The organism is Streptomyces sp. PL-29, from assembly GCF_058344425.1.
In genome coordinates this window covers 688,414-712,764 of the sequence record NZ_CP136996.1, presented here as the reverse complement: position 1 = coordinate 712,764, position 24,351 = coordinate 688,414, and the positions used below count along the sequence as shown (strand labels likewise).

Annotated in this window: 21 protein-coding genes and 2 pseudogenes; 11 read left to right on the top strand and 12 right to left on the bottom strand. The window is 72.5% G+C overall.

All coding sequences use genetic code 11. The features are described 5' to 3' along the window. Window positions 1–468 precede the first annotated feature (468 nt). Window positions 469–1,248, bottom strand: a complete 780-nt coding sequence (locus R4Z63_RS03245; RefSeq protein ID WP_384452764.1) for a hypothetical protein — start codon at window positions 1,246–1,248, stop codon at window positions 469–471. A 132-nt stretch (window positions 1,249–1,380) separates the two neighbouring features. Here R4Z63_RS03245 and R4Z63_RS03240 point away from each other — a divergent pair, with 132 nt between their 5' ends. After that, entirely contained in the window at window positions 1,381–2,295 is a 915-nt protein-coding gene (locus R4Z63_RS03240) for an oxygenase MpaB family protein (RefSeq protein WP_384452767.1), read from the top strand. Window positions 2,296–2,436: 141 nt separating this feature from the next. Here the strand turns inward: R4Z63_RS03240 and R4Z63_RS03235 are convergent, their stop codons facing one another. Beyond that, entirely contained in the window at window positions 2,437–3,036 is a 600-nt protein-coding gene (locus R4Z63_RS03235) for a class I SAM-dependent methyltransferase (RefSeq protein ID WP_384452770.1), read from the bottom strand. A 176-nt stretch (window positions 3,037–3,212) separates the two neighbouring features. Here R4Z63_RS03235 and R4Z63_RS03230 point away from each other — a divergent pair, with 176 nt between their 5' ends. The 5 genes from R4Z63_RS03230 (at window position 3,213) to R4Z63_RS03210 (ending at window position 8,304) form a co-directional block, all read left to right on the top strand. After that, window positions 3,213–3,992: an MHYT domain-containing protein gene (locus tag R4Z63_RS03230; protein ID WP_384452831.1), complete on the top strand. Its 780-nt coding sequence runs from the start codon at window positions 3,213–3,215 to the stop codon at window positions 3,990–3,992. Window positions 3,993–4,117: 125 nt separating this feature from the next. Further along, entirely contained in the window at window positions 4,118–6,781 is a 2,664-nt protein-coding gene (locus R4Z63_RS03225) for a sensor histidine kinase (protein WP_384452773.1), read from the top strand. Continuing rightward, a complete protein-coding gene (locus R4Z63_RS03220) occupies window positions 6,781–7,224 on the top strand; it encodes a roadblock/LC7 domain-containing protein (protein ID WP_384452776.1) in 444 nt (147 codons plus the stop codon). The genes R4Z63_RS03225 and R4Z63_RS03220 overlap by 1 nt, the downstream gene beginning before the upstream one ends. A 16-nt stretch (window positions 7,225–7,240) precedes the next feature. After that, a complete protein-coding gene (locus R4Z63_RS03215; RefSeq protein WP_384452779.1) occupies window positions 7,241–7,624 on the top strand; it encodes a DUF742 domain-containing protein in 384 nt (127 codons plus the stop codon). After that, window positions 7,624–8,304 (top strand): GTP-binding protein, encoded by a 681-nt coding sequence (locus tag R4Z63_RS03210; RefSeq protein WP_384452782.1) that lies wholly within the window; start codon window positions 7,624–7,626, stop codon window positions 8,302–8,304. The genes R4Z63_RS03215 and R4Z63_RS03210 overlap by 1 nt, the downstream gene beginning before the upstream one ends. Before the next feature lie 23 nt (window positions 8,305–8,327). Here the strand turns inward: R4Z63_RS03210 and R4Z63_RS03205 are convergent, their stop codons facing one another. After that, entirely contained in the window at window positions 8,328–8,765 is a 438-nt protein-coding gene (locus tag R4Z63_RS03205) for a PPOX class F420-dependent oxidoreductase (protein WP_384452785.1), read from the bottom strand. 106 nt (window positions 8,766–8,871) lie between these two features. Here R4Z63_RS03205 and R4Z63_RS03200 point away from each other — a divergent pair, with 106 nt between their 5' ends. Both R4Z63_RS03200 and R4Z63_RS03195 read left to right on the top strand, forming a co-directional pair. Continuing rightward, complete coding sequence (locus tag R4Z63_RS03200) at window positions 8,872–9,270, top strand: roadblock/LC7 domain-containing protein (protein ID WP_037921662.1); 399 nt, start codon at window positions 8,872–8,874, stop codon at window positions 9,268–9,270. 101 nt (window positions 9,271–9,371) lie between these two features. After that, window positions 9,372–10,220, top strand: a complete 849-nt coding sequence (locus R4Z63_RS03195) for a DUF6397 family protein (RefSeq protein ID WP_384452788.1) — start codon at window positions 9,372–9,374, stop codon at window positions 10,218–10,220. On the opposite strand, the gene R4Z63_RS03190 is transcribed toward R4Z63_RS03195, so the two are convergent. The 3 genes from R4Z63_RS03190 to R4Z63_RS03180 are packed head-to-tail and all read right to left on the bottom strand — an operon-like array spanning window position 10,184 to window position 14,083. Then, window positions 10,184–10,585, bottom strand: coding sequence for a YchJ family protein (locus R4Z63_RS03190; protein ID WP_384452791.1), 402 nt, complete (start codon window positions 10,583–10,585; stop codon window positions 10,184–10,186). The genes R4Z63_RS03195 and R4Z63_RS03190 overlap by 37 nt on opposite strands. A 47-nt stretch (window positions 10,586–10,632) precedes the next feature. Beyond that, entirely contained in the window at window positions 10,633–11,508 is an 876-nt protein-coding gene (locus tag R4Z63_RS03185) for an acyl-CoA thioesterase (protein WP_384452794.1), read from the bottom strand. A gap of 52 nt (window positions 11,509–11,560) precedes the next feature. After that, on the bottom strand, window positions 11,561–14,083 hold the full coding sequence (locus R4Z63_RS03180; protein ID WP_037921670.1) for a DEAD/DEAH box helicase: 2,523 nt from the start codon (window positions 14,081–14,083) through the stop codon (window positions 11,561–11,563). A gap of 142 nt (window positions 14,084–14,225) precedes the next feature. Between R4Z63_RS03180 and R4Z63_RS03175 the strand changes: the two genes are divergently transcribed. Continuing rightward, window positions 14,226–15,017, top strand: a complete 792-nt coding sequence (locus tag R4Z63_RS03175) for a metal-dependent hydrolase (RefSeq protein WP_364853309.1) — start codon at window positions 14,226–14,228, stop codon at window positions 15,015–15,017. Window positions 15,018–15,193: 176 nt separating this feature from the next. Here the strand turns inward: R4Z63_RS03175 and R4Z63_RS03170 are convergent, their stop codons facing one another. From R4Z63_RS03170 to R4Z63_RS03150, 5 genes and pseudogenes are all read right to left on the bottom strand, one after another. After that, window positions 15,194–16,975, bottom strand: a complete 1,782-nt coding sequence (locus tag R4Z63_RS03170) for an ABC transporter ATP-binding protein (RefSeq protein ID WP_037921675.1) — start codon at window positions 16,973–16,975, stop codon at window positions 15,194–15,196. After that, entirely contained in the window at window positions 16,972–18,867 is a 1,896-nt protein-coding gene (locus R4Z63_RS03165; protein ID WP_384452798.1) for an ABC transporter transmembrane domain-containing protein, read from the bottom strand. The genes R4Z63_RS03170 and R4Z63_RS03165 overlap by 4 nt, the downstream gene beginning before the upstream one ends. A 158-nt stretch (window positions 18,868–19,025) precedes the next feature. After that, window positions 19,026–19,391 (bottom strand): annotated as a pseudogene (locus R4Z63_RS03160) (hypothetical protein); the annotation flags it as partial. Continuing rightward, window positions 19,390–19,761, bottom strand: a pseudogene (locus R4Z63_RS03155) (FAD-binding oxidoreductase); the annotation flags it as partial. The pseudogenes R4Z63_RS03160 and R4Z63_RS03155, both read right to left, overlap by 2 nt. 53 nt (window positions 19,762–19,814) lie before the next feature. Continuing rightward, window positions 19,815–20,270: a MarR family winged helix-turn-helix transcriptional regulator gene (locus tag R4Z63_RS03150; protein WP_037921682.1), complete on the bottom strand. Its 456-nt coding sequence runs from the start codon at window positions 20,268–20,270 to the stop codon at window positions 19,815–19,817. Between the two features lie 133 nt (window positions 20,271–20,403). Between R4Z63_RS03150 and R4Z63_RS03145 the strand changes: the two genes are divergently transcribed. Both R4Z63_RS03145 and mltG read left to right on the top strand, forming a co-directional pair. After that, a complete protein-coding gene (locus R4Z63_RS03145) occupies window positions 20,404–22,266 on the top strand; it encodes an ABC transporter ATP-binding protein (RefSeq protein ID WP_384452802.1) in 1,863 nt (620 codons plus the stop codon). Between the two features lie 63 nt (window positions 22,267–22,329). Further along, window positions 22,330–23,172: an endolytic transglycosylase MltG gene (mltG, locus tag R4Z63_RS03140; protein ID WP_384452805.1), complete on the top strand. Its 843-nt coding sequence runs from the start codon at window positions 22,330–22,332 to the stop codon at window positions 23,170–23,172. Window positions 23,173–23,193: 21 nt separating this feature from the next. Here the strand turns inward: mltG and R4Z63_RS03135 are convergent, their stop codons facing one another. After that, on the bottom strand, window positions 23,194–24,297 hold the full coding sequence (locus tag R4Z63_RS03135) for an NAD(P)-binding domain-containing protein (protein ID WP_384452834.1): 1,104 nt from the start codon (window positions 24,295–24,297) through the stop codon (window positions 23,194–23,196). Window positions 24,298–24,351 lie beyond the last annotated feature (54 nt).

Genomic DNA, 24,351 nt, shown 5'->3' with positions numbered 1-24,351 from the left:
ACCCTTCGAGCCGCGTGACTGGCCGATTCGATCATTCCGGAGGAGGGGGATCCAGAGCGATTTTCAGTCGCCCTGACCGGATTTCATTAGTTGACTCGTTAAACTACCGACGGTAATGGATGCTTTTCGCCATTGTGTCGATCATTAATGGTCATTCATGAAGGTGGGCGCCCGATCTGGCTGTCGCGGCTCGCCGCATGGCCCGAATTCGACTATTCGGGGAATCCGGGGACTCCGTTCGGGAGCCGGGTGGGTTGTCCACTGCGCCGAGTCCCCGGCGCACACCGAGGCCGCCCGCCCGCGCCACCCGGCACCGTGGGACGTCCGGCCGGCCGGGCCCGTTCCCGCCGCGATGCGGAAAGAGGACGACCAGCGCCCGGTCCGCCTGTCCGCACACCGCTGCCCGGTCCGCCCCCGTCCCCGGTCCGCCCCCGTCCCCGGTCCGCCCCCGTCCCCGGTCCGCCCGGGTCACGCCGGGCGGACGGCCACGCGGTCGAGTGCAGCCAACAGGTCCGGCACGTCGATATCCCCCTCCCGGGGGACCATGAGCACCTCGCCCGGTTCCTCGTCCAGGAGGAGAAAGGCCGCCTCACCGGTGCGGGCCACCAGCGACCAGCCGGGCCCGTCCACCCGTAGCGTCCGGGCCCCCTCGCCGGCGAAGGAGGACCGCACCCGGCCGGGCGGCGGTGGCATCCGCGTGTACTCCAGGGCCTCCTCCAACGCACGTGCGAGCCCGGGGTGAGCCGCGGCCGCGGCCCCGCCGTCCGAGGCCACGCGCTCGCGCCAGTCGGCCCATTCCCTGGCGATCTGGTCCGCCCCCAGCCGCCGCTGCACCGGACCCCACGCCTCCGCCGACGGCGGTGCCAGCGGCACCCGCCCCGTACCGTCCGCCCCCTGCTCCGGATCGTGCGGCGCCGGGATCCCCGGCGCGGCCACCGACAACTCCACCGGCCAGCCCGCCAGCGAGACCACGATCGTCCGCTCGTCGGGCGACAGGTCGTACTCCATGCCGCAGTCCCACGAGGCGATGGCCGCGGCCACGAGCGAGACGTCGTCGACGACGACCGTCCAGCGCGCGCCGTCCTCGTCCTGGCCCAGCACCAGCCCGTACCCCTCCCGGTCGGGCGCCACGCCCAGCAGGGCACACGCCTCGGGGAAGTCGTCGCCCAGGAAGCCGGGGAACTGCGCGGGGGTCAGGAGTACGGCTGTCAGCACGTACAGCGAGCCGCCACCCTCGTCGTCGGACACCTGGCCTCCCTGCTCTCTCGTCGGCGCACCTTAACCAGCGGGTAACCCGCGCGTCGAGAGCCTGCGGGCCACGATTTCCAAGGTCGCGCGCTGCACGTAGAGTTGGGCACCCGCCACAGAAAGGGACCCGCGGTGCAGCGTTACGACCGGCTGAGGGAGATCCTCCGGCTCGACCCCGACGAGGACTTCCTCGCCATCTACCGGCTCACCGCCACCTACGAGTTCCCCTGGGACTTCACCCGTGCCCTGGAGCTCGCGCTGTTCCGGACGTACGCCGTGCCCGCCATCGGAGGCCTGCTCGCCGAGACCGCCGAGTTCACCGACCGTGCCCAGAAGCGCTACGACGACACCGCGCTGCTCCTCGACGCGATCGTCGAGCACGGCTTCGACAACGACACCGCGCGCACGGCGATCCGCCGCGTCAACCAGATGCACCGCAGCTACGACATTTCCAACGACGACATGCGCTACGTGCTGTGCACGTTCGTGGTGATCCCGTCGCGCTGGCTGGATGCCTACGGCTGGCGCCCGATGACGCACCACGAGCGCCGGGCGAGCGCCAACTACTACGCCACCCTCGGCAGACACCTCGGTATCACCGACATCCCGGGCTCCTACGAGGAGTTCGAAACCACCCTGAACGCCTACGAAGCGGACCACTTCGGCTGGGACGAGGGCGGCCGCAGGGTCGCCGACGCCACCCTCGACCTGATGGCGTCCTGGTATCCGGCGCCGCTCGCACCCGCCATGCGCCGCGGGGGGATCGCCCTCCTCGACGACTCGCTGATCGACGCGTTCCGGTACGAGACCCCACACGCGGGTGTGCGGAAGCTGGTGCGGGGGGCGCTGCGGCTGCGGGGCCGCGCGGTCCGGCTGCTGCCGCCGCGCAGGGCCCCGCACTACGCCCGCCAGAACCCGGAGATCAAGGGCTACCGGGGCGGCTACGACGTGGGTGAGCTCGGCACGTTCCCGGTGCCCGGGTCGGGCGGCTGCCCTGTGCCGCATCCGCGCCGACCCACCGGAGCTGATGCCCAGCCCCCGGCCTGACCCCGGGCGCCCCCGGCGGTGGCCGGGTGCGCCGCCGCCGTAGGGGCATCGTGTCGCGGCGGACGGGCGGACGGGCGGACGGGCGGACGGGCGGACGGGCAGGCAGGCGGACGGGCGGGCGGGTGCGTGGCGGGGCCGGCATCACGCCCGCCGCACGGCCAGCGCCAGGAAGCGGTGGTCCTCGTCTGCGTACGAGCCCAGGTCCCAGCCCGCGGCCGACAGGAGAGGGCGGAGGTTGTGCTCGGCCCGCAGGTCCTGCGGGGTCAGCCGGCGGCCCTGGCGCGCGGCGAGGGCCGCCCGCCCGATCGGGTGGAAGAGCGCGAGCCGGCCACCGGGGCGCACCACCCGAGACAGTTCGCGCAGATTCGCCTCGGGGTCGGGAAGGTGCGCGACGAGGCCCGCGGCGAACACCGCGTCGAGCGATCCGTCGCGCAGCGGCAGCCGGGCCACGTCGGCGAGCAGCAGCGCGCCCGCGTCCGCGCGTCCGGCCCGCACCGCCGCCGCCAGCATCTGCGGGGTCAGGTCCACGCCGAGCACGGTCCCGGCGGGGCCGACGGCGGCCCGGAGCGCGCCCAGGGCCCGGCCGGTGCCGCAGCCCGCGTCCAGCACGCGGTCCCCGGGCCGCAGCCCGCACTCGGTCACGGCGGCGGCGAAGGCGGGTCCGTCCTCCGGGAACTTGCGGTCCCAGCCGGCGGCCCGGGCCCCGAAGAACTCCTGCACGTGCGTGTGGTCCTCGCTCATGGGCACATGATCCCCCACCGCTGCACCGCCAGGTGTCGGCGGCCCGTACGCAAGGTGCACGCGGGGTGATCGAACGTGAACGTAGCTCTGTCATATTCCAGCACTTCCAGCTGCTTTCGAAATGCGCCCCCTGTTCGCGCCCTCACCCGGACTAGCGTCCGTTGGCCATGGGACACCTGGGACATCTGGACCATGCCGCCTTCGGCTGGCTGACACCCGTGCTGTCGTACGTGATGGCATCGATCGGCGCCGCCCTCGGGCTGCGCTGCACCGTCCGCGCGCTCGCCGCGACCGGGACCGTCCGCCGCAATTGGCTCCTCACCGCCGCCTCCGCCATCGCCACCGGCATCTGGACCATGCATTTCGTCGCGATGCTCGGTTTCGAGGTCACCGGCACGGAGATCCACTACAACGTGCCGCTCACCGTCCTGAGCCTGCTCGTCGCCCTGCTGGTCGTCGGCGCCGGCGTGTTCGCCGTCTGCTACGGCACGGCGCGCGGCCGCTCCCTCGTACTGGGCGGCCTCACCACCGGGCTCGGTGTCGCCAGCATGCACTACCTGGGCATGGCGGCCCTGCGCCTGCACGGCGAGATCTCCTACGACCCGCTCCTGGTCTGCCTGTCCGTCGTCATCGCCGTGGTCGCGGCCACCGCCGCCCTCTGGGCCGCCCTCAAGATCAGCTCGCCGGTGGCCGTGGCCGCCGCCTCGCTCCTCATGGGCGCTGCGGTCAGCAGCATGCACTACACCGGGATGGCGGCCGTCTCGGTCAGCGTCAGCCCCTCCGACGAGGCCCTGCCCGGAGCCGACGCGATGCAGTTCGTCTTCCCGCTCGCCGTCGGACTGGGCTCCTACCTCTTCATCACCGCCGCCTTCGTCGCGCTCTCGCCCAGAGTCGGCGAGCGGGCCGCCGCCGACTCGGCCCGGCACCCGGGGGAGCGGCCCGTGGCCGCGCACTGACCCCCGCCTCCGTGGGACCGCGCGCCGCGCCCGTCCCGCCGCCTGTCCCGCCGGTGATCCCACGGACCGGCGGTTCCCCCCACCGACCGACCGCACCCCTGGGCACCGCCCGGAACGAGGAGCCCATGCGAACACCCCGCAGAAGACCGGACGCAGCGGCGCCGCGGCTGCCAGCGCCCCCGGCACGGGGCCGTCGGGCCCACGCCGGGCCACCGGCAGAGGAACCAGCGCAGGAACCGCCGCAGGAACCAGCGCAGGAACCGGTGCAGCAGCGACCGCGCCCGTCGGACGCCGCCCGCCCGCCCGGCTCCGGCGTCCCCCGGGAGCGCGGCCCCCGGCCGCGACTGCGCCCCGCCACCGTCCGCGCGAAGATCCTCTCCCTGTTGATGGTGCCGGTCGTCTCGCTCCTCGCGCTCTGGGCCTTCGCCACCGTCAACACCGCCCAGGACATGGCCCGGCTGGGGCGAGTCCAGCGGGTCGACTCCGAGATACGCGCCCCCGTCACCGCCGCCGTCACCGAGTTGCAGGCCGAACGGCGAGCAGCCGTCCGCCTCCTGGCCGATCCCGCGGCCGACGCGGGCACACTGGACCAGCAGGCCCGCCGCACCGACGGCGCCGTCCGCGCCCTACGGCTCGGAGACCGCCACACCGTCGCCGATTCCGGTGGCTACCGCCCCGACACGGTGGTCCGTCTGGGCGCGTTCGTGGTCGCGGCCGAGGCGCTGGAATCGGCCCGTAAGGACATCACCGACCGTCGCGCCACCCCCGAGGCCGCCTTCGCCATCTACACCCGGGTGGTCGACGCCGCCTTCGCCGTGGGCGGCTCCCTCTCCGGGGGCGAGAGCGCCGAGCTGGGTCCCGACGCGCGGGTCCTGCTCGAATTCGCCCGGGCCGCGGAACTCCTGTCCCGAGAGGACGCCCTACTCGCCCTGCCGGGGCAGCGTAGCGCCGAAACGCTTCGGCAGCTGACCGGCGCCATCGAGTCCCGCCGCGCGCTCACTGAGGCCGCGACCCGCGACCTGCCGGCCGCCCAGCAGGACGCCTGGCGGTCCGTCGCCAAGAGCGCCGCCTACGCCGAACTGACCGGCGCCGAGGACCGGGCGCTCGCCGCCGGAACCTCCCGGGACGGCCGGGGTGCGCCCGCCGGATGGGAGACCGCCCACAGCGGCGTCAGCACCTCGATGCGGGAGATCGAGGAGGCCGCCCACACCGCGGCCGCGGACCGGGCCGACCCCGTCACGGAGGGGGCCTTCAGCCCCGCGGGCGCCGCCGTGCTGCTCGGTCTGCTGGCTGTCGCGGCCTCGCTCGCCATCTCCGTCCGGATCGGCCGGGTCCTCGTCGTCGAACTGGTCTCCCTGCGCAACGCCGCCCTGGAGATCGCCCACCGCAAACTCCCCGAGGCGATGGATCGGCTGCGCGCCGGCGAGCACGTCGACGTGCCCGCCGAGGCCCCGGCCGGCCCGCCCGCCGACGACGAGATCACCCAGGTCGGCGAGGCACTGGGTACCGTACACCGGGCTGCGCTCAACGCCGCCGTCGAGCGGGCGGAGCTCGCCGGAGGGGTCTCCGGGGTCTTCGTCAACCTCGCCCGCCGCAGCCAGGTCCTCGTGCACAAACAGCTCATCCTGCTGGATTCGATGGAACGGCGCGCCGACGACCCGAGCGAGCTCGGCGACCTCTTCCGCCTCGACCACCTGACCACCAGGATGCGCCGCCACGCGGAGAGCCTGATCATCCTTTCGGGCGCGTCCCCGGGCCGGGCCTGGCGGATGCCGGTCCCCCTCACCAGCGTCGTCAGGGCCGCCGTCTCGGAGATCGAGGACTACCCGCGCGTCGAGGTGCACGGGCTCGCCGAGGCCGCGGTGGTCGGCGCGGCCGTCGCCGACCTCACCCACCTCCTCGCCGAACTCATTGAGAACGCGGCCCAGTTCTCTCCTCCGCACACCAAGGTCCGGGTCACCGGCGAACCGGTCGGCACCGGTTACGTCCTGGAGATCGAGGACCGCGGACTGGGCATGGGGCGCGCATCCCTGGCCGACGCCAACCGGCGCATCGAGCAGTCCGAGGGCCTCGACCTCTTCGACAGCGACCGGCTCGGCCTCTTCGTGGTCAGCCGGCTCTCGGCCCGCCACGACGTCAAGGTGCACCTGCGCACGTCGCCCTACGGCGGCACCACCGCCGTGGTGCTCCTGCCCACCTCCGTGCTCCAGAGCGCCACCTCCGCCTCCGCGACCTCCACCGCGACCGCGGTCGGCACCGACGACGCCGACGCGGCGGGCCCGCAGCCCGGCCACCGGGAGGATTCCCCGGGCGCCCGGGACCGCGCCGCGCTCCCGTCGCCCACACCGGCCGCGGAACCGGGCGCGCCCGTGCAGCAGCCCGCCGCGGTCACCGTCGTACGGGACCGTGCGCGAAGCGGCGTACGGGACGGCGTGCGCGGCATTCCGGCACGGGACGTGGCACCCGCGGCAGCGGCGGACGAACCGCGCCCGGCGCCGGTGGCGCCGCTGCGGCCGCGCGCCGCCGTCGGCACGGGCTTCCGTACGGAGGCCGCCGCATCCCCTTCCGCCTCCGTGGCGGAACTTCCGCGCCGGGTACGCCAGGCCAGCCTCGTCCCCCAGCTCCGCGAGGCGCCCGCGCCCGAGGAGCAGGCCGCCGGACGGCCGGCCGGGGACGCGCCGGGGCGCAGCCCACAGGAGGTCCGGGACCGGATGGCGGCCTACCGGGCGGGATGGCTGCGCGGCTCCGAGGAGAACTCCCCCCACGCAGGCAGCGAAGGAGAAGCGTGATGATCGAACACCAGAGGGTCGGCCACGACGGCATCCGCAGGTCGGGCGAGCTCGACTGGCTCCTGGACGACCTGGTGCACCGGGTCATCGAGGTCCGGCACGCCGTGGTGCTCTCCAACGACGGCCTGGCGGTGGGTGCCTCCAGTGCGCTCGGCCGGGAGGACGCCGAACACCTCGCGGCGGTGGCCTCCGGCTTCCACAGCCTGGCCAAGGGCGCGGGACGGCACTTCCAGGCCGGGGGTGTGCGCCAGACGTTGGTCGAGATGGACGAGGGTTTCCTCTTCGTCGCGGCGGCCGGGGACGGATCCTGCCTCGCCGTGCTCAGCGCCGCCGGCGCCGACATCGGCCTGATCGCCTACGAGATGGCCCGGCTGGTGAAGCGGGTCGGCGAACACCTCTGCACTCCGCCCCGGTTCGCGGCGCGGCCGCCGGCCGCCGGCTGAGGGCGCGGTCCGGCACATGAACGGCCAGTGGTACGACGACGAAGCGGGCCCGCTCGTCCGCCCGTACGCCATGACCGGGGGGCGTACCAAGCCGGGACCGCACGGGGTCCGCTTTGACCTGATCGCCCTGGTCGCGGTGGAGCCGCAGGGTGGCGCGGACGAGGCGGCCGAGTCCCTGCTCGGCCCCGAACACCGGGCACTGCTGGGGCTGTGCCGGTCCGAGACCCAGTCGGTGGCGGAACTCGCCGCCGACGCCGACCTGCCCGTGGGAGTCGTTCGGGTGCTCCTCGGGGACCTGCTGGAGGGCGGGCACGTCAAGGTCAGCCGCCCGGTGCCGCCCGCCCAGCTGCCGGACGAGCGGATTCTGCGTGAAGTCATCGAGGGATTGAGAGCGCTTTGATGGGACACCACGACAATCTGACCGCCGGATCCGGCGGACCTGCCGGCGACGGTCCGGACGCGGAGCCGGGGACGGTGGAGGAGGACGCCGAACTGGCCGCGCTCGCGCTGAAGATCCTCGTGGCGGGGGGATTCGGGGTGGGCAAGACCACGCTCGTCGGAGCGGTGAGCGAGATCCGGCCACTGCGCACCGAGGAACAGCTCAGCGAGGCCGGAGAAATGGTCGACGACACGGGCGGCGTCGAGCAGAAGACGAGCACGACCGTGGCGATGGACTTCGGGCGGATCACCATCCGGTCCGGTCTGTCCCTCTACCTGTTCGGCACTCCGGGGCAGGACCGGTTCTGGTTCCTGTGGGACGAGCTGTCCACGGGGGCGCTCGGCGCGGTGGTGCTCGCCGACACGCGGCGCCTGGAGGACTGCTTCCCGGCGGTCGACTACTTCGAGCACCGGCGCATCCCGTTCGTGGTCGCCGTCAACTGCTTCGCGGAGGCGCGGCGGTACGGGGCGCACGACGTGTCGCGCGCACTGGACCTGGAACAGGGGACGCCGGTGGTGCTGTGCGACGCACGGGACAGGGACTCGGGCAAGGAAGTGCTGATCCGGCTGGTCGAGTATGCCGGGCGGGTGCACACCGCCCGGCTGCTGGACTCGGTGGGGCCGCAGGCCGGTTCCGTGTGAGCAGGTCCTGCCACCGGGGTGGGTCAGTCGGCCACCCGGGCTTCGGCGATCACCTGGTCGATCGGGACACGGACCAGGAGCGAGCCGGGGACGCCGTTGCGGCGGCCGATCGCCTCGGCGTCCGCCTCGCCCATGTAGCGGGCGGCGATGCGGGTCGCCCAGGTGAGCACCTCGTCCGCGGCGTCGGCGTAGTCGCTGATCTCGGCGCGGCCCTGGAGGATGACGTAGGCGAAGGGCGGACGCTCGTCGTCCACGCAGAGCGCGACGCGGCCGTCCCTGGCCAGATTGCGTCCCTTGACGGTGTCCTTCCCGGTGTTGAAGACGAAGGAATCGCCGTCGAGTACGAACCAGACGGGGGCGACGTGCGGACTTCCGTCCTCGCGGACGGTGCAGAGCTTTCCGGTGCGGGCGGAATCGGAAACAAATGCCCGCCATTCCTCTTGAGTCATCTTCTTCGCCATGGGCACATCCTCCTTGCCGGAAAGGCACTGGTGGGGAAGGCTTGCCGCACGAGTACGCGGGGTGGGGCACGGCCGAGCGGGCCACGTCAACGGGGAGGGGCCGGGAATGGCACTGGACAAGCAACTGGACTGGCTGTTGGACGACCTGACACGCAGGGTCCCGCAGGTGCGGCACGCGGTGGTGCTGTCCAATGACGGCCTGGTGACGGCGGCGAGCGCGGGGCTGCCGAGGGAGGACGCGGAACACCTGGCGGCCGTCGCGGCCGGGCTGCAGAGCCTGGCGAAGGGGTCGGGACGGCACTTCAGGGCCGGCGAGGTCCGTCAGACGATGGTCGAGTACGACGACGGGGCGCTCTTCGTCATGGCGGCGGGCGCGGGCAGTTCCCTGTGTGTGCTGAGTGCGGCCGAGGCGGACATCGGCCAGGTCGCGTACGAGATGACGCTGCTGGTCAACCGGGTGGGTGAGCATCTGGGAGTGGCGGAGCGGCGCATCACCGGAGGCTGAGCCGGCGCCCCGCGGAGGTTGTCCACAGGCCTCGCGAGATCCCGTCACAGTGAGTTATGGTCCTCACGTAGAGTAGTCATTGTTCGTGGGGGAGGACCGTGATGACACAGATGGTGACTGCGCCGCCGCAGGATGGGGCCGCGCACCAGGGAGACAGGCCCACGGGCCGGGCCGACGACGCCGCGGAGGCGCTGATGGGCAGTGCGCGGGCCGCCGGGGAACTGGGCCTGACCCGGGGTGAGCTGGCCAGGGCCGTCCAGCTGGGGATCGTACGGGCCGGGCCGCCGGCGGCCGGCGGTGCCGCGCGTTTCACGCGGGCGGAGCTGGCGCGGGTACGGGCCGTGGCCGCGGGCCCGTCGGACACCCTGCGCCGGCGGGTCGAGGCGGTGGCCGGGGCCCAAGCGGCGGCCGAGGTGCTCGGGGTCGGCCCGAGCCGGTTCACCCGGCTCGCGCGCTGCGGGCACCTCACGCCCGTCGGCTACCGGATCAACCGCTACCGCGCGGTCGTGTGGCTCTATCTCGCCTCGGAACTTAGGGAGTTCGCCGACGACCGGCCGGGGATGCTGCGCGGGACGGCATCCGCCGAGGACCGGGAACTGCTGGCGGCCAAGGGGGACCTGCGCCCACGCACCTGGCGCGGGCGGCACGTGGGGCTCCTGCTGAGACGGACCACCGATCCATGGGCCCGCGCGGCGGTCCTGGCCCGCGTACTTCCCGAGGACGACCTGCGCGGAGCCGTGCCCGATCCAGCGGAACGGATCATCCTGGCCGCACTGGCCCCGCCTCCGCCGTACGGTCACCCACAGGTTCCCGCCGCCGCGGCGGTGGCGGAGGGGCTGCTGCGCGCCGGGCCGCCGGACGAGGTTCTCCGGTACCGAACCAGGCTGGAGGTCGCCCTGGCGGCGGCCCGGCGTCAGTCGAAATCGACGGGGGACAGGGGGCCGACGTAGACCCAGGCCCCCGCCTCGCGGGCGAAGCTGCTGTGCTCGTGCAGCGAGCCGGTGTGGCGGCCCTCGCGGTAGTGCGCGCGGAACTCCACAGAGCCCTCCGTCTCGAACATCCCGCCGCGCTCGGTGGTGAGGATCTCCAGCCGCTCCCAGCGCTGCCCGGGATCGAGGTCGAGCACGGCCGGGCGCGTGGAGGGGTGCCAGGAGCGGAGCAGGTATGCGGTGTCACCGACGGCGAAGGCGCTGAAGCGGGAACGCATCAGCAGCTCGGCGGTGGGCGCCTGCCGTTGACCGGAGTGGAAGCGGCCGCAGCACTCCGCGTAGGCGGCGGGCAGCCCGCAGGGGCACGGCATGGCGGGAGTGGGCATGGGTCTGCTCAGTTCTTCGGTACGGGAAGGGATGGCCGGCCCGGAGGTCACGCCCGGGCGGGATGGGGGCGGAAGAGGCCCTCTTGGACCACGGAGACCAGCAGCCTGCCCTCCAGGTCGTAGATGCGGCCCCGGGCCAGGCCCCGGCCGCCGTGTGCGATGGGCGATTCCTGGTCGTAGAGGAACCACTCGTCCGCCCGGAAGGGCCGGTGGAACCACATGGCGTGATCGAGCGAGGCCATGTCGAAGCCGCGCATGCCCCAGAGGGGTTCCACGGGGATGCGCACGGCGTCGAGGAGGGTCATGTCACTGGCGTAGGTGAGGGCACAGGTGTGCACGAGCGGGTCGTCGCCCAGCGGGCCCACGGCGCGCATCCATACCGCGCTGCGCGGATCGGCACCCTTGAGCTCCTCCGGAGTCCAGCGGAGCCGGCTCACATAGCGGATGTCGAAGGGCTGGCGGCGGGCCATCCGCTCCAGCGCCTCCGGCAGCGCCCCGAGGTGCTCGCGGATCTCGTCCGCGACCTTGGGGAGCGTGTCGGGATGGGGACAGTGGTGGGGAGGCAGCTGGTGCTCGATGCCGCCCTCCTCCGGGTGATGGAAGGAGGCGGTGAGATTGAAGATCGTCTTGCCCTGCTGGACCGCGGTGACCCGCCGGGTGGTGAAGGACCGCCCGTCACGCACCCGCTCCACCTGGTACACGATCGGCACCCCGGGAATGCCGGGGCGCAGGAAGTACGCGTGCAGTGAGTGGACCGGGCGGTCGCTCTCCACGGTGCGGCCCGCGGCCACCAGGGCCTGGCCCGCGACCTGGCCGCCGAAGACCCGCTGGAGGGACTCCTGCGGGCTGGCGCCGCGGAAGATGTTGACCTCGATCTGCTCCAGATCGAGCAGATCGACCAGTCTCTCGGCGGGGTTCGTCATCAGAGGATCTCCACTGTCGGGTCCGGGCGGTCCGGCGGCGTGCCGGGACGCTTCACAGGGCGCCGAGCTCGCCGACCGAGGTCACCCGGACGACCGCCCGGCCCTCCTCGTCGGACGCGGCCAGGTCGACCTCGGCGCTGATGCCCCAGCCATGGTCGCCGTTGGGGTCGGCGAAGGTCTGGCGGACGCGCCACAGGCCGTGCGCGGGGTCCTCCTCGATCTGCAGCAGCTTGGGGCCGCGGGCGTCGGGGCCGGTACCGAGGTCGTCGTACTCGTCCCAGTACGCGTCCATGGCCTCGCCCCAGGCGTCGGCGTCCCAGCCCGACCCGGCGTCCAGCTCGCCCAGCGTGTCGACGTGGTCGAGGGCGGCCAGCTCGACGCGGCGGAACATGGCGTTGCGGACCAGGACGCGGAAGGCGCGCGCATTCGCGGTGACGGGCTTGACCTGATCGGCCTTCTCCTGAGCCTGTTCCGCCGTCTCCACCTCGGGGTTCGCCAGCTGCTCCCACTCGTCGAGCAGGCTCGAATCGACCTGGCGGACCAGCTCGCCCAGCCAAGCGATCAGGTCCTCGAGGTCCTCGGACTTGAGGTCGTCGGGGATGGTGTGGTCCAGCGCCTTGAACGCGCTGGCCAGGTAGCGCAGCACGATGCCCTCGGTGCGGGCCAGTTCGTAGAAGGAGGTGAACTCGGTGAAGGTCATCGCACGTTCGTACATGTCGCGGATGATCGACTTCGGGGAGACGGGGTGGTCGCGCACCCACGGGTGGCTCTTGGAGTACACGTCGTAGGCGTGGGAGAGGAGTTCTTCCAGCGGCTTGGGATAGGTGACGTCCTGGAGCCGCTCCATCCGCTCCTCGTACTCGATCCCGTCGGCCTTCATCTGGCCGACCGCGATGCCGCGCTCCTTGTTCTGCTGGGCGGCCAGGATCTGGCGTGGGTCGTCCAGCGTGGACTCCACGACGGACACCATGTCCAGCGCGTAGGAGGGGGACTCCGGGTCCAGCAGGTCGAAGGAGGCCAGCGCGAAGGTGGACAGCGGCTGGTTGAGGGCGAAGTCCTGCTGGAGGTCGACGGTGAGCCGGATGGTGCGGCCCTCCGCGTCCGGGGTGTCGAGCTTCTCCACCACGCCGCCGTCCAGCAGGGAGCGGTAGATCGCGATGGCCCGGCGGATGTGCCGCAGCTGTGCCTTGCGCGGCTCGTGGTTGTCCTCGAGGAGGTGGCGCATCGCCTGGAAGGCGTCTCCGGGCCGGGCGATCACCGACAGGAGCATGATGTTGGTGACCTTGAAGCGCGAGGTCAGAGGCTCCGGATCGGCGGCGATGAGCTTTTCGAAGGTGGTGTCCGACCAGGCGACGAACCCCTCGGGCGCCTTCTTGCGGACCACCTTGCGGCGCTTCTTCGGGTCGTCGCCCGCCTTCGCGAGCGCCTTCTCGTTCTCGATGACGTGTTCGGGCGCCTGGGCGACCACGTAGCCCGCCGTGTCGAATCCGGCCCGTCCGGCCCGTCCGGCGATCTGGTGGAACTCGCGGGCGCGCAGCGTGCGGACCCGGTTGCCGTCGTACTTGGTGAGCGCGGTGAACAGCACGGTGCGGATCGGGACGTTCACGCCGACGCCGAGCGTGTCCGTACCGCAGATGACCTTCAGCAGGCCGGCCTGCGCGAGCTTCTCCACCAGGCGCCGGTACTTGGGCAGCATGCCGGCGTGGTGCACGCCGATGCCGTGCCGCACGTAGCGCGAGAGGTTCTGGCCGAACTTCGTGGTGAAGCGGAAGTTCCCGATCAGCTCCTGGATCTTGTCCTTCTCCTCGCGGGTGCACATGTTGATGCTCATGAGCGACTGCGCCCGCTCGACCGCCTGGGCCTGAGTGAAGTGCACGATGTAGACGGGTGCCTGCCGGGTCTCCAGCAGCTCGGTGATCGTGTCGGTGATCGGGGTGGTGACGTAGTCGTACGACAGCGGCACCGGACGGGTCGCGGAGCGGACCACCGAGGTGGGCCGGCCCGTGCGCCGGGTCAGGTCGTCCTCGAAGCGCTTGACGTCGCCGAGGGTCGCCGACATCAGGACGAACTGCGCCTGCGGCAGCTCCAGCAGCGGGATCTGCCAGGCCCAGCCGCGATCGGGCTCGGCATAGAAGTGGAACTCGTCCATCACGACCTGGCCGATGTCGGCGTGCTTGCCGTCACGCAGGGCGATCGAGGCCAGCACCTCTGCGGTGCAGCAGATCACCGGGGCGTCTGCGTTGACCGAGGCGTCGCCGGTCAGCATGCCGACGTTCTCGGTGCCGAAGAGCTTGCACAGGTCGAAGAACTTCTCCGACACCAACGCCTTGATCGGGGCGGTGTAGAAGGTCACCTTGTCCTGGGCCAGTGCGGTGAAGTGCGCACCGGCCGCGACCAGGCTCTTGCCGGATCCGGTCGGGGTGGACAGGATCACGTTCGCCCCGGAGACGACCTCGATCAGCGCCTCCTCCTGAGCCGGGTACAGGGTGATGCCCTGCTCCTCCGCCCACGAGGAGAAGGCCTCGAACAGGGCGTCGGGGTCGGCGGTCGGCGGGAGCTGATCAATGAGGGTCACGCCCCCATCTTGCCTGCCTTCCCGCCGGATCAGGGAACCGGAGGACAGAAGGAAGATCATCGACGGTACGCTGTGCCGTCGATGCGGCCCGAACGAACCGGTCAACAGGGCCCGACACACACCAGCGGGGCGGGGAACAACCATGATGGGTCCGGCGCACTCACTCTCCGGGGCGGCGGCCTGGCTGGGGGTGGGCGCGGCCACTGCGGCCGCCGGCCACCCCATGCCCTGGCCGGTCCTCGTCGTCGGCGCGCTGATCTGCGCCGGCGCCGCCCTCGCCCCGGATCTCGACCACAAGTCGGCCACGATCTCCCGTGCCTTCGGCCCGTTGTCCAAGGGCCTGTGCGAGGTGGTCGACAAGATCTCCTACGCCGTCTACAAGGCCACGCGCTCCACGAAGGACGCCCGCCGTTCCGGTGGCCACCGCACCCTGACGCACACCTGGCTGTGGGCGGTGCTGATCGGCGGCGGAGCCTCCGCGCTCGCCGTCACCGCCGATCGCTGGGGCGTGCTGGCGCTGCTCTTCGTGCACCTGGTGCTCGCGGTCGAGGGCCTCCTGTGGCGGGCCGCCCGGATGTCCAGCGACGTCCTGGTGTGGCTACTCGGCGCGACCAGCGCGTGGATCATGGCCGGGGTGCTCGACCAGCCCGGAAACGGTGCGAACTGGCTGTTCACCGAGCCGGGACAGGAGTACCTCTGGCTCGGCCTGCCCATCGTGCTCGGCGCCCTGGTCCACGACATCGGCGACGCTCTGACGGTCTCCGGCTGTCCGGTCCTGTGGCCCCTGCCGATCGCCGGGAAGCGCTGGTACCCGATCGGCCCGCCGAAGGCGATGCGTTTTCGCGCCGGCAGCTGGGTGGAGCTGAAGGTCCTCATGCCCGTGTTCATCCTGCTGGGCGGCTTCGGAGGCGCCTCGGCCCTCGGCTTCATCTGAGGGCTCTCCCGCCGGTCCCCGGCGGGCTGCGGACTGCCGGACGACCCTTGTCCCGGACGTCGCGGGGTCGGCGGGCGTGCTGGCCCACGGCGGCCCCGGGCACCAGGGGGCGGAGCGATGCTCATCCCCGGTGACCGGGGCCGTCGGGCCGTTCCGGGCCGGCTGGTGCCCCGGGCTCAGCCGTGCCAGGACCTCCAGAGTGCCGCGTACGCCCCGTCCGCCGCGACCAGCTCGTCGTGCGAGCCGAGTTCGCTGATCCGGCCGCCCTCGACCACCGCGATCACATCCGCGTCGTGGGCGGTGTGGAGCCGGTGGGCGATGGCGATGACCGTGCGGCCGTCCAGTACCCGGGCCAGCGAGCGTTCCATGTGACGCGCCGCCCGAGGGTCGAGCAGCGAGGTGGCCTCGTCCAACACCAGCGTGTGCGGATCCGCGAGCACCAGCCGGGCCAGCGCCACCTGCTGCGCCTGCGCCGGGGTGAGTGCCGTGCCGCCGGAGCCGACCTCGGTGTCCAGGCCGTCCGCCAGGGCCCGGGCCCAGCCGTCCGCGTCCACTGCCCTCAGCGCCGCCCACAGCTCGACGTCCGTGGCCTCCGTCCGCGCGAGCCGGAGGTTGTCGCGCAGCGATCCCACGAAAACGTGGTGCTCCTGGTTGACCAGGGCCACGTGCTCGCGCACCCGCTCCGCCGGCATCCGCGACAGCCGGGCCCCGCCGAGGGTGACCTCGCCGGTCCGGGGTCCGTAGATGCCCGCGAGCAGCCGTCCCAGGGTGGACTTGCCCGCGCCCGAAGGGCCGACGAGCGCCATCCGGGTGCCGGGGGGCACCGACAACGCCACCCCGTGCAGGACGTCCACGCCGTCCCGGTAGCCGAAGCGGACCTCCCGTGCCCGGACGTCCCGGCCGTCGGGGGCCGCCTTCGCGTCCCCGGCGTCCGGTTCGATCTCCCGCACACCCACCAGGCGGCCCAGCGACACCTGGGCGATCTGGAGCTCGTCGTACCAGCGAAGGATCAGGCCGATCGGATCGATCAGCATCTGCGCCAGCAGCGCGCCGGTGGTCAGCTGACCCACCGACATCCAGCCCTGGATCACGCAGTAACCGCCGATCAGCAGCACCGAGCCGAGGATCGTCACGAAGGTGACGTTGACGACGGGGAAGAGGACGGTCCGCAGGAACAGCGTGTATCGCTCCCACGCCGTCCACTCCTTGATCCGACGCTCGGACTTCGCGATCCGCTCCGGACCCAGCCGGTGCGCCTCGACCGTGCGGCCCGCGTCCACCGTCTCGGTGAGCACGGCGGCGACCGCGGCGTAGCCGGCGGCTTCCGAGCGGTACGCCGAGGGAGCCCGCCGGAAGTACCAGCGGCAGCCGAGCACCAGGACCGGCAGTGCGACGAGCGCGGCCAGCGCCAGTGGCGGCGCGGTCGCCGCCAGGGCGCCGAACAGCAGGCCCGCCCACACCACGCCGATCGCCAGCTGCGGTACGGCCTCGCGCATCGCGTTGGCCAGCCGGTCGATGTCGGTGGTGATCCGCGACAGCAGGTCCCCGGTACCGGCGCGTTCGAGCACGCCCGGCGGCAGACCCACCGACCGCACCAGGAAGTCCTCGCGCAGATCGGCGAGCATCTCCTCGCCCAGCATCGCCCCGCGCAGCCTGACCAGCCGCACGAAGCACGCTTGCACGGCCAGCGCCGCCGCGAACAGCAGGGCCATCCGTCCCAGTTGCAGCTCGCGGGCCCCCGCCGCCAGGTCGTCGACGACCCGGCCCAGCAGGTACGGGCCGACCATGGAGGCGATCACCGCGACGGCGTTGACGCCCACCAGCAGCAGGAACGCCCGCCGGTGGCGCCGGAACAGGCCGCGCACATAGCCCCGTACGGTTGCCGGCGTCCCCACGGGCAGGGTCGCGGCCGTCTCGGGGGCCGCCGGATCGTGTTCCGGTGGCGCCACGCCGATCATGCGGATTCCTCGATCTCTGTGAGTGCTTCTTCCAGCTCTGTCATGCCGAGTCCGGCGAGGCGCTGCTCCTCGTCCGTCTCGCGGGTGACGACCGCCCGGTAGAGCGGCTCGCGGTGCAGCAGCTCCTGGTGGGTCCCGACGGCCGCCACGGTGCCGCCGTCGATGAGCACGACCCGGTCCGCACGGTCCAGCAGGAGCGGCGAGGACGCCAGGACGACCGTGGTCCGTCCGGAGCGCAGGGCCGTGATCCCGTCCGCGATCCGCGCCTCCGTGTGCGAGTCGACCGCGGAGGTCGGCTCGTCGAGCACGAGCACCTCCGGGTCGGTGACCAAGGACCGGGCCAGCGCCAGACGCTGGCGCTGGCCGCCGGACAGCGACCGGCCGCGTTCGGTGATCCGGGCGTCCATCGGGTCCTCGACGCCGTCCGGCGCCGACTGCAGCAGCGCGTCCAGTACGTCCGCGCACTGGGCGGCGGCGAGAGCGGCGCCGGAGGCGACCGCCCCGGAGGCCGGTACGTCGAACAGCTCGCGCAGTGTTCCCGACAGCAGCACCGGGTCCTTGTCCTGGACCAGGACCAGCCTGCGGGCGGTGTCCAGTTCGAGGTCGTCCAGGGCCACTCCACCCAGGAGCACCGAAGGTTCGTCCTGCGCCGGCCGGTCGCCGCTTCCGTCCGCCTCGCCGCCGTCGCCGTCCTGGTCCCGCTCCTGCGCGTCCCCCGCGGCCACGGCATGGCCGCCGAGGCGCTCCGCCAGCCGCCCCGCCAGGTCCGGATCCCCGCAGACGACGGCGGTGAACCGGCCCGCGGGTGCCAGCAGCCCGGTCCGCGGGTCGTACAGGTCCCCGCCCGCGGCCGGTTCCAGCACCGCACCGTCCCGCACGGGACGCTCCACCGAGTCCGTCCGGGCCAGGGACAGCACCCGGGCGGCCCGCTGGGCCGAGGGGCGCGAGAAGGAGTACGCCATGGCGATCTCCTCGAAGTGGCGCAGCGGGTAGAGGAGCGTCGCCACTGCGCTGAACGCCGCGACGAGTTCACCCACCGCGATGCGCCCGTCCAGGGCCAGCGAGGCGCCGTACCAGACGACGGTGATCAGCAGCAGGCCGGGGAGCACCACCTGGATCGCGGCGATCAGCGCCCACATCCGGGCACTGCGCACGGCGGCCTTGCGGACCTCCTGCGAGGCCTCGCGGTACCGGCCGAGGAACAGCTCCTCGCCTCCGATGCCGCGCAGCACGCGCAGCCCCGCGACGGTGTCCGAGGCCAGCTCGGTCGCCCTGCCCGCCTTCTCCCGCTGGATGTCGGCGCGCCGGGTGGCCCGCGGCAGCAGCGGCAGCGCGGCCAGGGCGATCAGCGGTACGCCGACGGACACGACGACGCCCAGCTCGGGTGCGTAGAACATCAGGCCCACGCACACCAGTACGACGGCGAAGACGGCGGCGAGGAAGCGGGAGACCGCCTCGACGAACCATCCGATCTTCTCCACGTCACCGGTGGACACCGCGACCACCTCACCCGCGGCGACCCGGCGCGTCAGGGCGGAGCCCAGCTCTGCGGTCTTGCGGGCGAGGAGCTGTTGCACACGGGCGGCGGCGGTGATCCAGTTGGTGACGGCGGTGCGGTGGAGCATGGCATCGCCGACCGAGATGGCGACGCCGATCAGAACCAGCAGTCCGCCCACGAGCAGCAGCCGGTCGGCATCGCGGTCCACGACCGCGTCGACGCCCAGGCCCACGGCGTACGGCAGTCCGGCGACGCCGCCGAAGTGCAGCATTCCCCAGCACAGGCTCTTGAGTTGTCCGCCGAGCTGACCACGCCCCAGCCACAGGAGGAAACGGGGGCCGGAGCGCGCGTCTGGTACTCCCGGATCCGGATACGGAAGATCGCTGATCTGCATGACGCCCCATGACTGGTCGAGTGGTCCAAACCGTGCAAGGTTCGCCTTCCGGATCGGGGCCGGGCAATTGATTTTCCGTCTGCCCGGTGCCGGAGGAGACAGGTTTGCGTCTGCGGACACCGGCCGGACGGCAGGTCACGGAGGGCGCGCACCGGCGCTCACGGGCGGGTGGCGCGCTCCAGTTCGACGAGGGCCGAGTGGTAGCTGCGTCCCGTCGCCCGGCCCATCCCCACCTCGCACATCCGGTTCGCCGACAAAGGGGCGTCGAAGGGCCGCGCGGTCACCTCCGCGGCCCACACGACCGAGTCGACGATCCACAGTTCCTCGTGCAGCGAGCGGTTGTCCGGCGTGAGGTACGCGACCACCTCCCGGGCGAGGCCCGGGGTGCAGGAGGAGGCGTCGACGACCAGCGGCAACCGTCCTCCGGCCGTCCAGCACCAGGCCGCCTCGACGATGCGGTTGGCCATCACCCGGCTGCCCTCGGCGTAGCCCTTGGAGTGCCGGATCGTCGAGCAGCAGGTGCCCCTCGACGCCGGCCGAGGCCCGCAGGGTGTGGGCGTCCATCAGCTCGACGGCGAGTGCGCCCGCCTGGTTGAAGCGGGGCACGGCCGCGGCCGCGGCGGGCAGCGAGGGGAAGAAGAGCAGGGCGGTGCACCGTTCGCGGTCGAGCGGGAGGGCGTCGAAGACGACTTCGGAGATGAAGCCGAGGGTGCCCTCCGAGCCGACCATGAGCCCCCGCAGGATCTCGACGGGGGTGTTGCCGTCCAGGTAGGCGTCGAGCCGGTAGCCGGTGGTGTTCTTGATCTCGTGCTTGGCGCGGATCCGGGCGGTCAGCGCGGGATCGGCCTCGATCTGCCGCTTGATCGCCATCAGGCCCCGGCGCAGGTCCGGTTCCCACAGCGGCATGTGCGGCCCCTCGCCTCGTCGTGGCCCGCGGGCGGGCCCCTTCAGCAGGTGCGCTCCTCCGCCGGGGCGTCCGACAGAGCGTTCAGCAGACCGCCGAGCACCTCGCGCTGGTCGGCGGTCAACGGAGCCAGGATTTCCTCCGCGGCGTCGGTCCGCGCGTCGCGCAGACGGCGCAGCGTGGCCCGGCCGGTGTCGGTGAGCTCGATCCTGATGACGCGGCGGTTCGCCGGGTCGGGCACCCGCCGTACGCACTCGGCTGCTTCCAGGCCGTCGACGAGGGTGGTCACCGCGCGGGGGACCACCTCCAGCCGGGCGGCGAGGTCCGCCATCCGGGGCGGCTGCCCGCCCTCGTAATGCGAGACGAGCCGCAGCAGCCGACTCTGGGCGGGAGTGATCCCGAGCGGCACCATGTGGCGCTTCTGGATCCGGTGCAGCCTGCGCGTCAGGCGCAGCAGTTGTTCGGCGAGGAGGCGATCGGTGTCGGAGGCGGAGCTCATGCGGGAACGATATCAGGACCCCGTTCATTGTGAGTATAGGTAACAATGACCTATGCTCCCATGGTGCCGATCCTGTCGGAGCCGGCTCCGCGAACACCTCCGACCCCTGTTTCCTGACCCCGGGAGGGTGCCCATGCCACACGACGAACCGAAGTGGACCCCGTCGAAGGACCCCCTGGATCCGACCCGCCCCGCCCCGGCCGAGCAGCCTCGGGAGCTGCGCCGGATCGTCGGCCTGTTCCGCCCCTACCGCGGCCGGCTGGCCGTCGTCGGCCTGCTCGTCTGCGCCTCCTCGCTGGTCGGCGTCGCCTCGCCGTTCCTGCTCAGGGAGATCCTCGACGTCGCGATCCCGCAGGGCCGCACCGGACTGCTGAGCCTGCTCGCGCTCGGCATGATCGCCACCGCCGTCGTCACGAGCGTCTTCGGAGTCCTGCAGACGCTGATATCCACCACGGTGGGTCAGCGCGTCATGCACGACTTGCGCACCGCCGTCTACGAGCAGCTCCAGCGGATGCCGCTCGCCTTCTTCACCCGGACCCGCACCGGAGAGGTCCAGTCCCGCATCGCCAACGACATCGGCGGGATGCAGGCCACCGTCACCTCCACCGCGACCTCGCTCGTCTCGAACCTGACGGCCGTCATCGCCACCGTGGTCGCCATGCTCGCGCTCGACTGGCGGCTCACCCTGGTCTCACTGCTCCTGCTGCCCGTCTTCGTGTGGATCAGCCGCCGGGTCGGGAACGAGCGGAAGAGGATCACGACGCGGCGGCAGAAGCAGATGGCGGCCATGGCCGCGACGGTCACCGAGTCGCTCTCGGTCAGCGGCATCCTGCTCGGCCGCACCATGGGGCGCTCCGAGTCGCTGACGTCCGCCTTCTCCGAGGAATCGGAGAAGCTCGTCGACCTCGAAGTGCGCGCCAGCATGGCCGGGCGCTGGCGGATGTCCACCATCGGCATCGTCATGGCCGCTATGCCCGCGCTCATCTACTGGGCCGCCGGCATCGCCCTCCAGACCGGCGCCCCTTCGCTCTCCGTCGGCACCCTCGTCGCCTTCGTCACCCTCCAGCAGGGACTCTTCCGGCCCGCCGTCAGCCTGCTGTCGACCGGGGTGCAGATACAGACCTCGCTGGCGCTGTTCGCCCGCATCTTCGAATATCTCGACCTGCCGGTGGACATCACGGAGCGGGCGGACCCGGTCCGGCTGGACCGGGCCAAGGGAGAGGTCACCCTGGAGGGCGTGGACTTCGCCTACGACGCGGAGAACGCCCCGACCCTCACCGGGATCGACATCACCGTCCCGGCCGGCGGCTCCCTCGCCGTCGTCGGCCCGACAGGCTCCGGCAAGAGCACCCTCAGCTACCTGGTGCCACGGCTCTACGACGTCACCGGCGGGCGGGTCGCCATCGACGGGGTGGACGTGCGCGACCTCGACTTCGACTCGCTCGCCCGCTCGGTCGGGGTCGTCTCCCAGGAGACCTATCTCTTCCACGCCTCGGTCGCGGACAACCTGCGCTTCGCCAAGCCCGACGCCACCGACGAGGAGATCACCGAGGCGGCCCGCGCCGCCCAGATCCACGACCACATCGCGTCCCTGCCCGACGGCTACGACACCCTCGTCGGCGAGCGCGGCTACCGGTTCTCCGGTGGTGAGAAACAGCGCCTCGCCATCGCCCGCACCATCCTCAGGGACCCGCCCGTGCTCATCCTCGACGAGGCGACCAGCGCCCTCGACACCCGCACGGAGCACGCGGTCCAGCAGGCCATCGACCGCCTGTCCGCGGGGCGCACCACCATCACCATTGCCCACCGCCTCTCGACCGTGCGCGACGCCGACCAGATCGTGGTCCTCGACGGCGGCCGCATCACCGAGCGAGGCACCCATGAGGAGCTCCTGAAGGCGGACGGCCGGTACGCGGCCCTGGTACGCCGGGACCGGGACGCGGCCCTCACCCCCGAGCCGCCGGAGGAAGCGCAGCTGGCTCCGGTGAATGTGTGACCATATGACAGAAATGCGGGCGGGATGCATAAAAAGTGATGATCTGCGCGTTAGTGTTCCCGCATGCGTCATGAGTCCCGGCCGCACCGGCGCCGATCCCGGCTCACCCGCCGGGGCCGACTGGCCCTCTTCCTCGGCCTCCTGCTCACGCTCGGTGCGGTGGTCCTGATCCCGGTCCTGCGGGGCGCGCAGGAGCCGGAGGTGCCGAGCCGGCTGACGATTCCCGAGGGATGGCGCGCGTCCCAGGTGTACGCGGCGGTCGACCGGGCGCTCAAGCTCCCGCCGGGAACCGCGAAGTCGGCCGCGCCCAGCGCCGCTCTGGCGCTGCCCGCGGAGGCCGAGGGCAACCCGGAGGGGTACCTCTTCCCCGCGACGTACCCGGTGACCTCGAAGACGACCCCGGCCGCGCTCCTCGCCCGTATGGTGCGCACGGCCAACGAGAAGCTCGCCACCAAGGCGGTGGCCGACGGCGGCAAGGCCCACGGGATGACCCCCTACCAGACGGCGACGATGGCCAGCGTCATCGAGGCGGAGGCCGAGAGCCCCGCCGACATGGGCAAGGTCGCCCGGGTGGTGCACAACCGGCTGGCGAAGTCGATGCCGCTGCAGATGGACTCCACCCTCAACTACGCGCTGAACCGCAGCACCCTCGACACCACGCTGAGCGACACCCGGATCGACCACCCCTTCAACACCTACGAACGCCAGGGCCTGCCGCCCACACCGATCGACAGCCCCGGTCTGGCGGCGATGGCCGCGGCGGTCGCGCCGACACCGGGCGACTGGCTCTTCTTCGTCACCGTCAAGCCGGGCGACACGCGCTTCTCGGCGACGTACGCGGAGCACCGGAAGCACGTGGCGGAGTTCAACAGGTACCGCGCCCGGGCGGGCTCGCGCGCCGGGTGACGGGCCCGGGCCCGCACCGGATCAGGGCGCGGGTGCGAGGGCCGGTGCGCGCCGCAGCAGGCGGCGGATCTCACGCACCGCCGCCCGGCCCGCGCGGTTGGCGCCGATGGTCGAGGCCGAAGGACCGTAGCCGACCAGGTGGATCCGCTCGTCGAGCACGGCCCGGGTCCCCTCGACGCGGATGCCGCCGCCCGGTTCGCGCAGGTGCAGCGGGGCCAGGTGGTCGACGGCCGCGCGGAAGCCGGTGGCCCACAGCAGGACGTCCGCGTCCACACGGCTGCCGTCGGCCCAGGCGGCCCCGGTGGTGGTGATCCGGTCGAACACGGGCCGGCGGTTCAGGACGCCCGAGGCCAGGCCGGCCCGGACGGCCTCGTTCAGCGGCAGGCCCGTCACGCTGACCACGCTCTGCGGCGGCAGCCCCCGGCGCACCCGCTCGTCCACCGGGGCCACCGCGGCCCGTCCCTCGGCCTCGCCGAAGCTCCCGTCGCGGAAGACCGGGGGACGTCGGGTCACCCAGGTGGTCCGCTCCGCCACCTCGGCGATCTCCAGCAGGTGCTGGACCGCCGACGTCCCGCCGCCCACCACGATCACCCGGGCGCCGGCGAACGCCCGAGGCCCCGGGTAGTCCGCCGTGTGCAGCTGGCGGCCGCGGAACGTCTCCTGCCCGGGGTAGCGTGGCCAGAACGGCCGGTCCCAGGTCCCGGTTGCGCTGATCAGGGCCCGCGCCGACCAGCTGCCGGCCGAGGTCTCCATGCGCAGCCGCCCGTCGCCCGCCTCGCGTATGGCCGACACGTGCACGGGGCGCCGCACGCGTAGGCCGAAGTGCTCCTCGTAGGCGGCGAAGTACTCCCCGACCACCTCCGACGCGGGCCGCAGCGGGTCGGCGCCGGTCAGTTCCATGCCGGGCAGGGCGTGCATCCCGTGCACCTTGCCGTAGGTGAGCGAGGGCCAGCGGTACTGCCAGGCCCCGCCCGGGCGGGGCGCGTGGTCCAGGACCACGTGGTCGAGCCCCGCCCGCGTCAGGTGGTACGCGCCGGACAGGCCCGCCTGCCCGGCCCCGATGACCGCCACGTCGACCACCGCCGGGTCCCCGTCGCTGCTCGCGCCGTCCGCGTTCCGCCTCAGATCGTTCACGGTTCTACCAACTCGCGGTCGTCGCGGGATCTTCCCGCCCCCCTC

Bases quoted from the DNA above. Each gene is read 5' to 3' on its own strand.
- R4Z63_RS03235 (WP_384452770.1), bottom strand. From the start codon at position 3,036: ATGAGCGAGGACCACACGCACGTGCAGGAGTTCTTCGGGGCCCGGGCC.
- R4Z63_RS03225 (WP_384452773.1), top strand. From the start codon at position 4,118: ATGCGAACACCCCGCAGAAGACCGGACGCAGCGGCGCCGCGGCTGCCA.
- R4Z63_RS03220 (WP_384452776.1), top strand. From the start codon at position 6,781: ATGATCGAACACCAGAGGGTCGGCCACGACGGCATCCGCAGGTCGGGC.
- R4Z63_RS03215 (WP_384452779.1), top strand. From the start codon at position 7,241: ATGAACGGCCAGTGGTACGACGACGAAGCGGGCCCGCTCGTCCGCCCG.
- R4Z63_RS03210 (WP_384452782.1), top strand. From the start codon at position 7,624: ATGGGACACCACGACAATCTGACCGCCGGATCCGGCGGACCTGCCGGC.
- R4Z63_RS03205 (WP_384452785.1), bottom strand. From the start codon at position 8,765: ATGGCGAAGAAGATGACTCAAGAGGAATGGCGGGCATTTGTTTCCGAT.
- R4Z63_RS03200 (WP_037921662.1), top strand. From the start codon at position 8,872: ATGGCACTGGACAAGCAACTGGACTGGCTGTTGGACGACCTGACACGC.
- R4Z63_RS03195 (WP_384452788.1), top strand. From the start codon at position 9,372: ATGACACAGATGGTGACTGCGCCGCCGCAGGATGGGGCCGCGCACCAG.
- R4Z63_RS03190 (WP_384452791.1), bottom strand. From the start codon at position 10,585: ATGCCCACTCCCGCCATGCCGTGCCCCTGCGGGCTGCCCGCCGCCTAC.
- R4Z63_RS03185 (WP_384452794.1), bottom strand. From the start codon at position 11,508: ATGACGAACCCCGCCGAGAGACTGGTCGATCTGCTCGATCTGGAGCAG.
- R4Z63_RS03175 (WP_364853309.1), top strand. From the start codon at position 14,226: ATGATGGGTCCGGCGCACTCACTCTCCGGGGCGGCGGCCTGGCTGGGG.
- R4Z63_RS03170 (WP_037921675.1), bottom strand. From the start codon at position 16,975: ATGATCGGCGTGGCGCCACCGGAACACGATCCGGCGGCCCCCGAGACG.
- R4Z63_RS03165 (WP_384452798.1), bottom strand. From the start codon at position 18,867: ATGCAGATCAGCGATCTTCCGTATCCGGATCCGGGAGTACCAGACGCG.
- R4Z63_RS03150 (WP_037921682.1), bottom strand. From the start codon at position 20,270: ATGAGCTCCGCCTCCGACACCGATCGCCTCCTCGCCGAACAACTGCTG.
- R4Z63_RS03145 (WP_384452802.1), top strand. From the start codon at position 20,404: ATGCCACACGACGAACCGAAGTGGACCCCGTCGAAGGACCCCCTGGAT.
- mltG (WP_384452805.1), top strand. From the start codon at position 22,330: ATGCGTCATGAGTCCCGGCCGCACCGGCGCCGATCCCGGCTCACCCGC.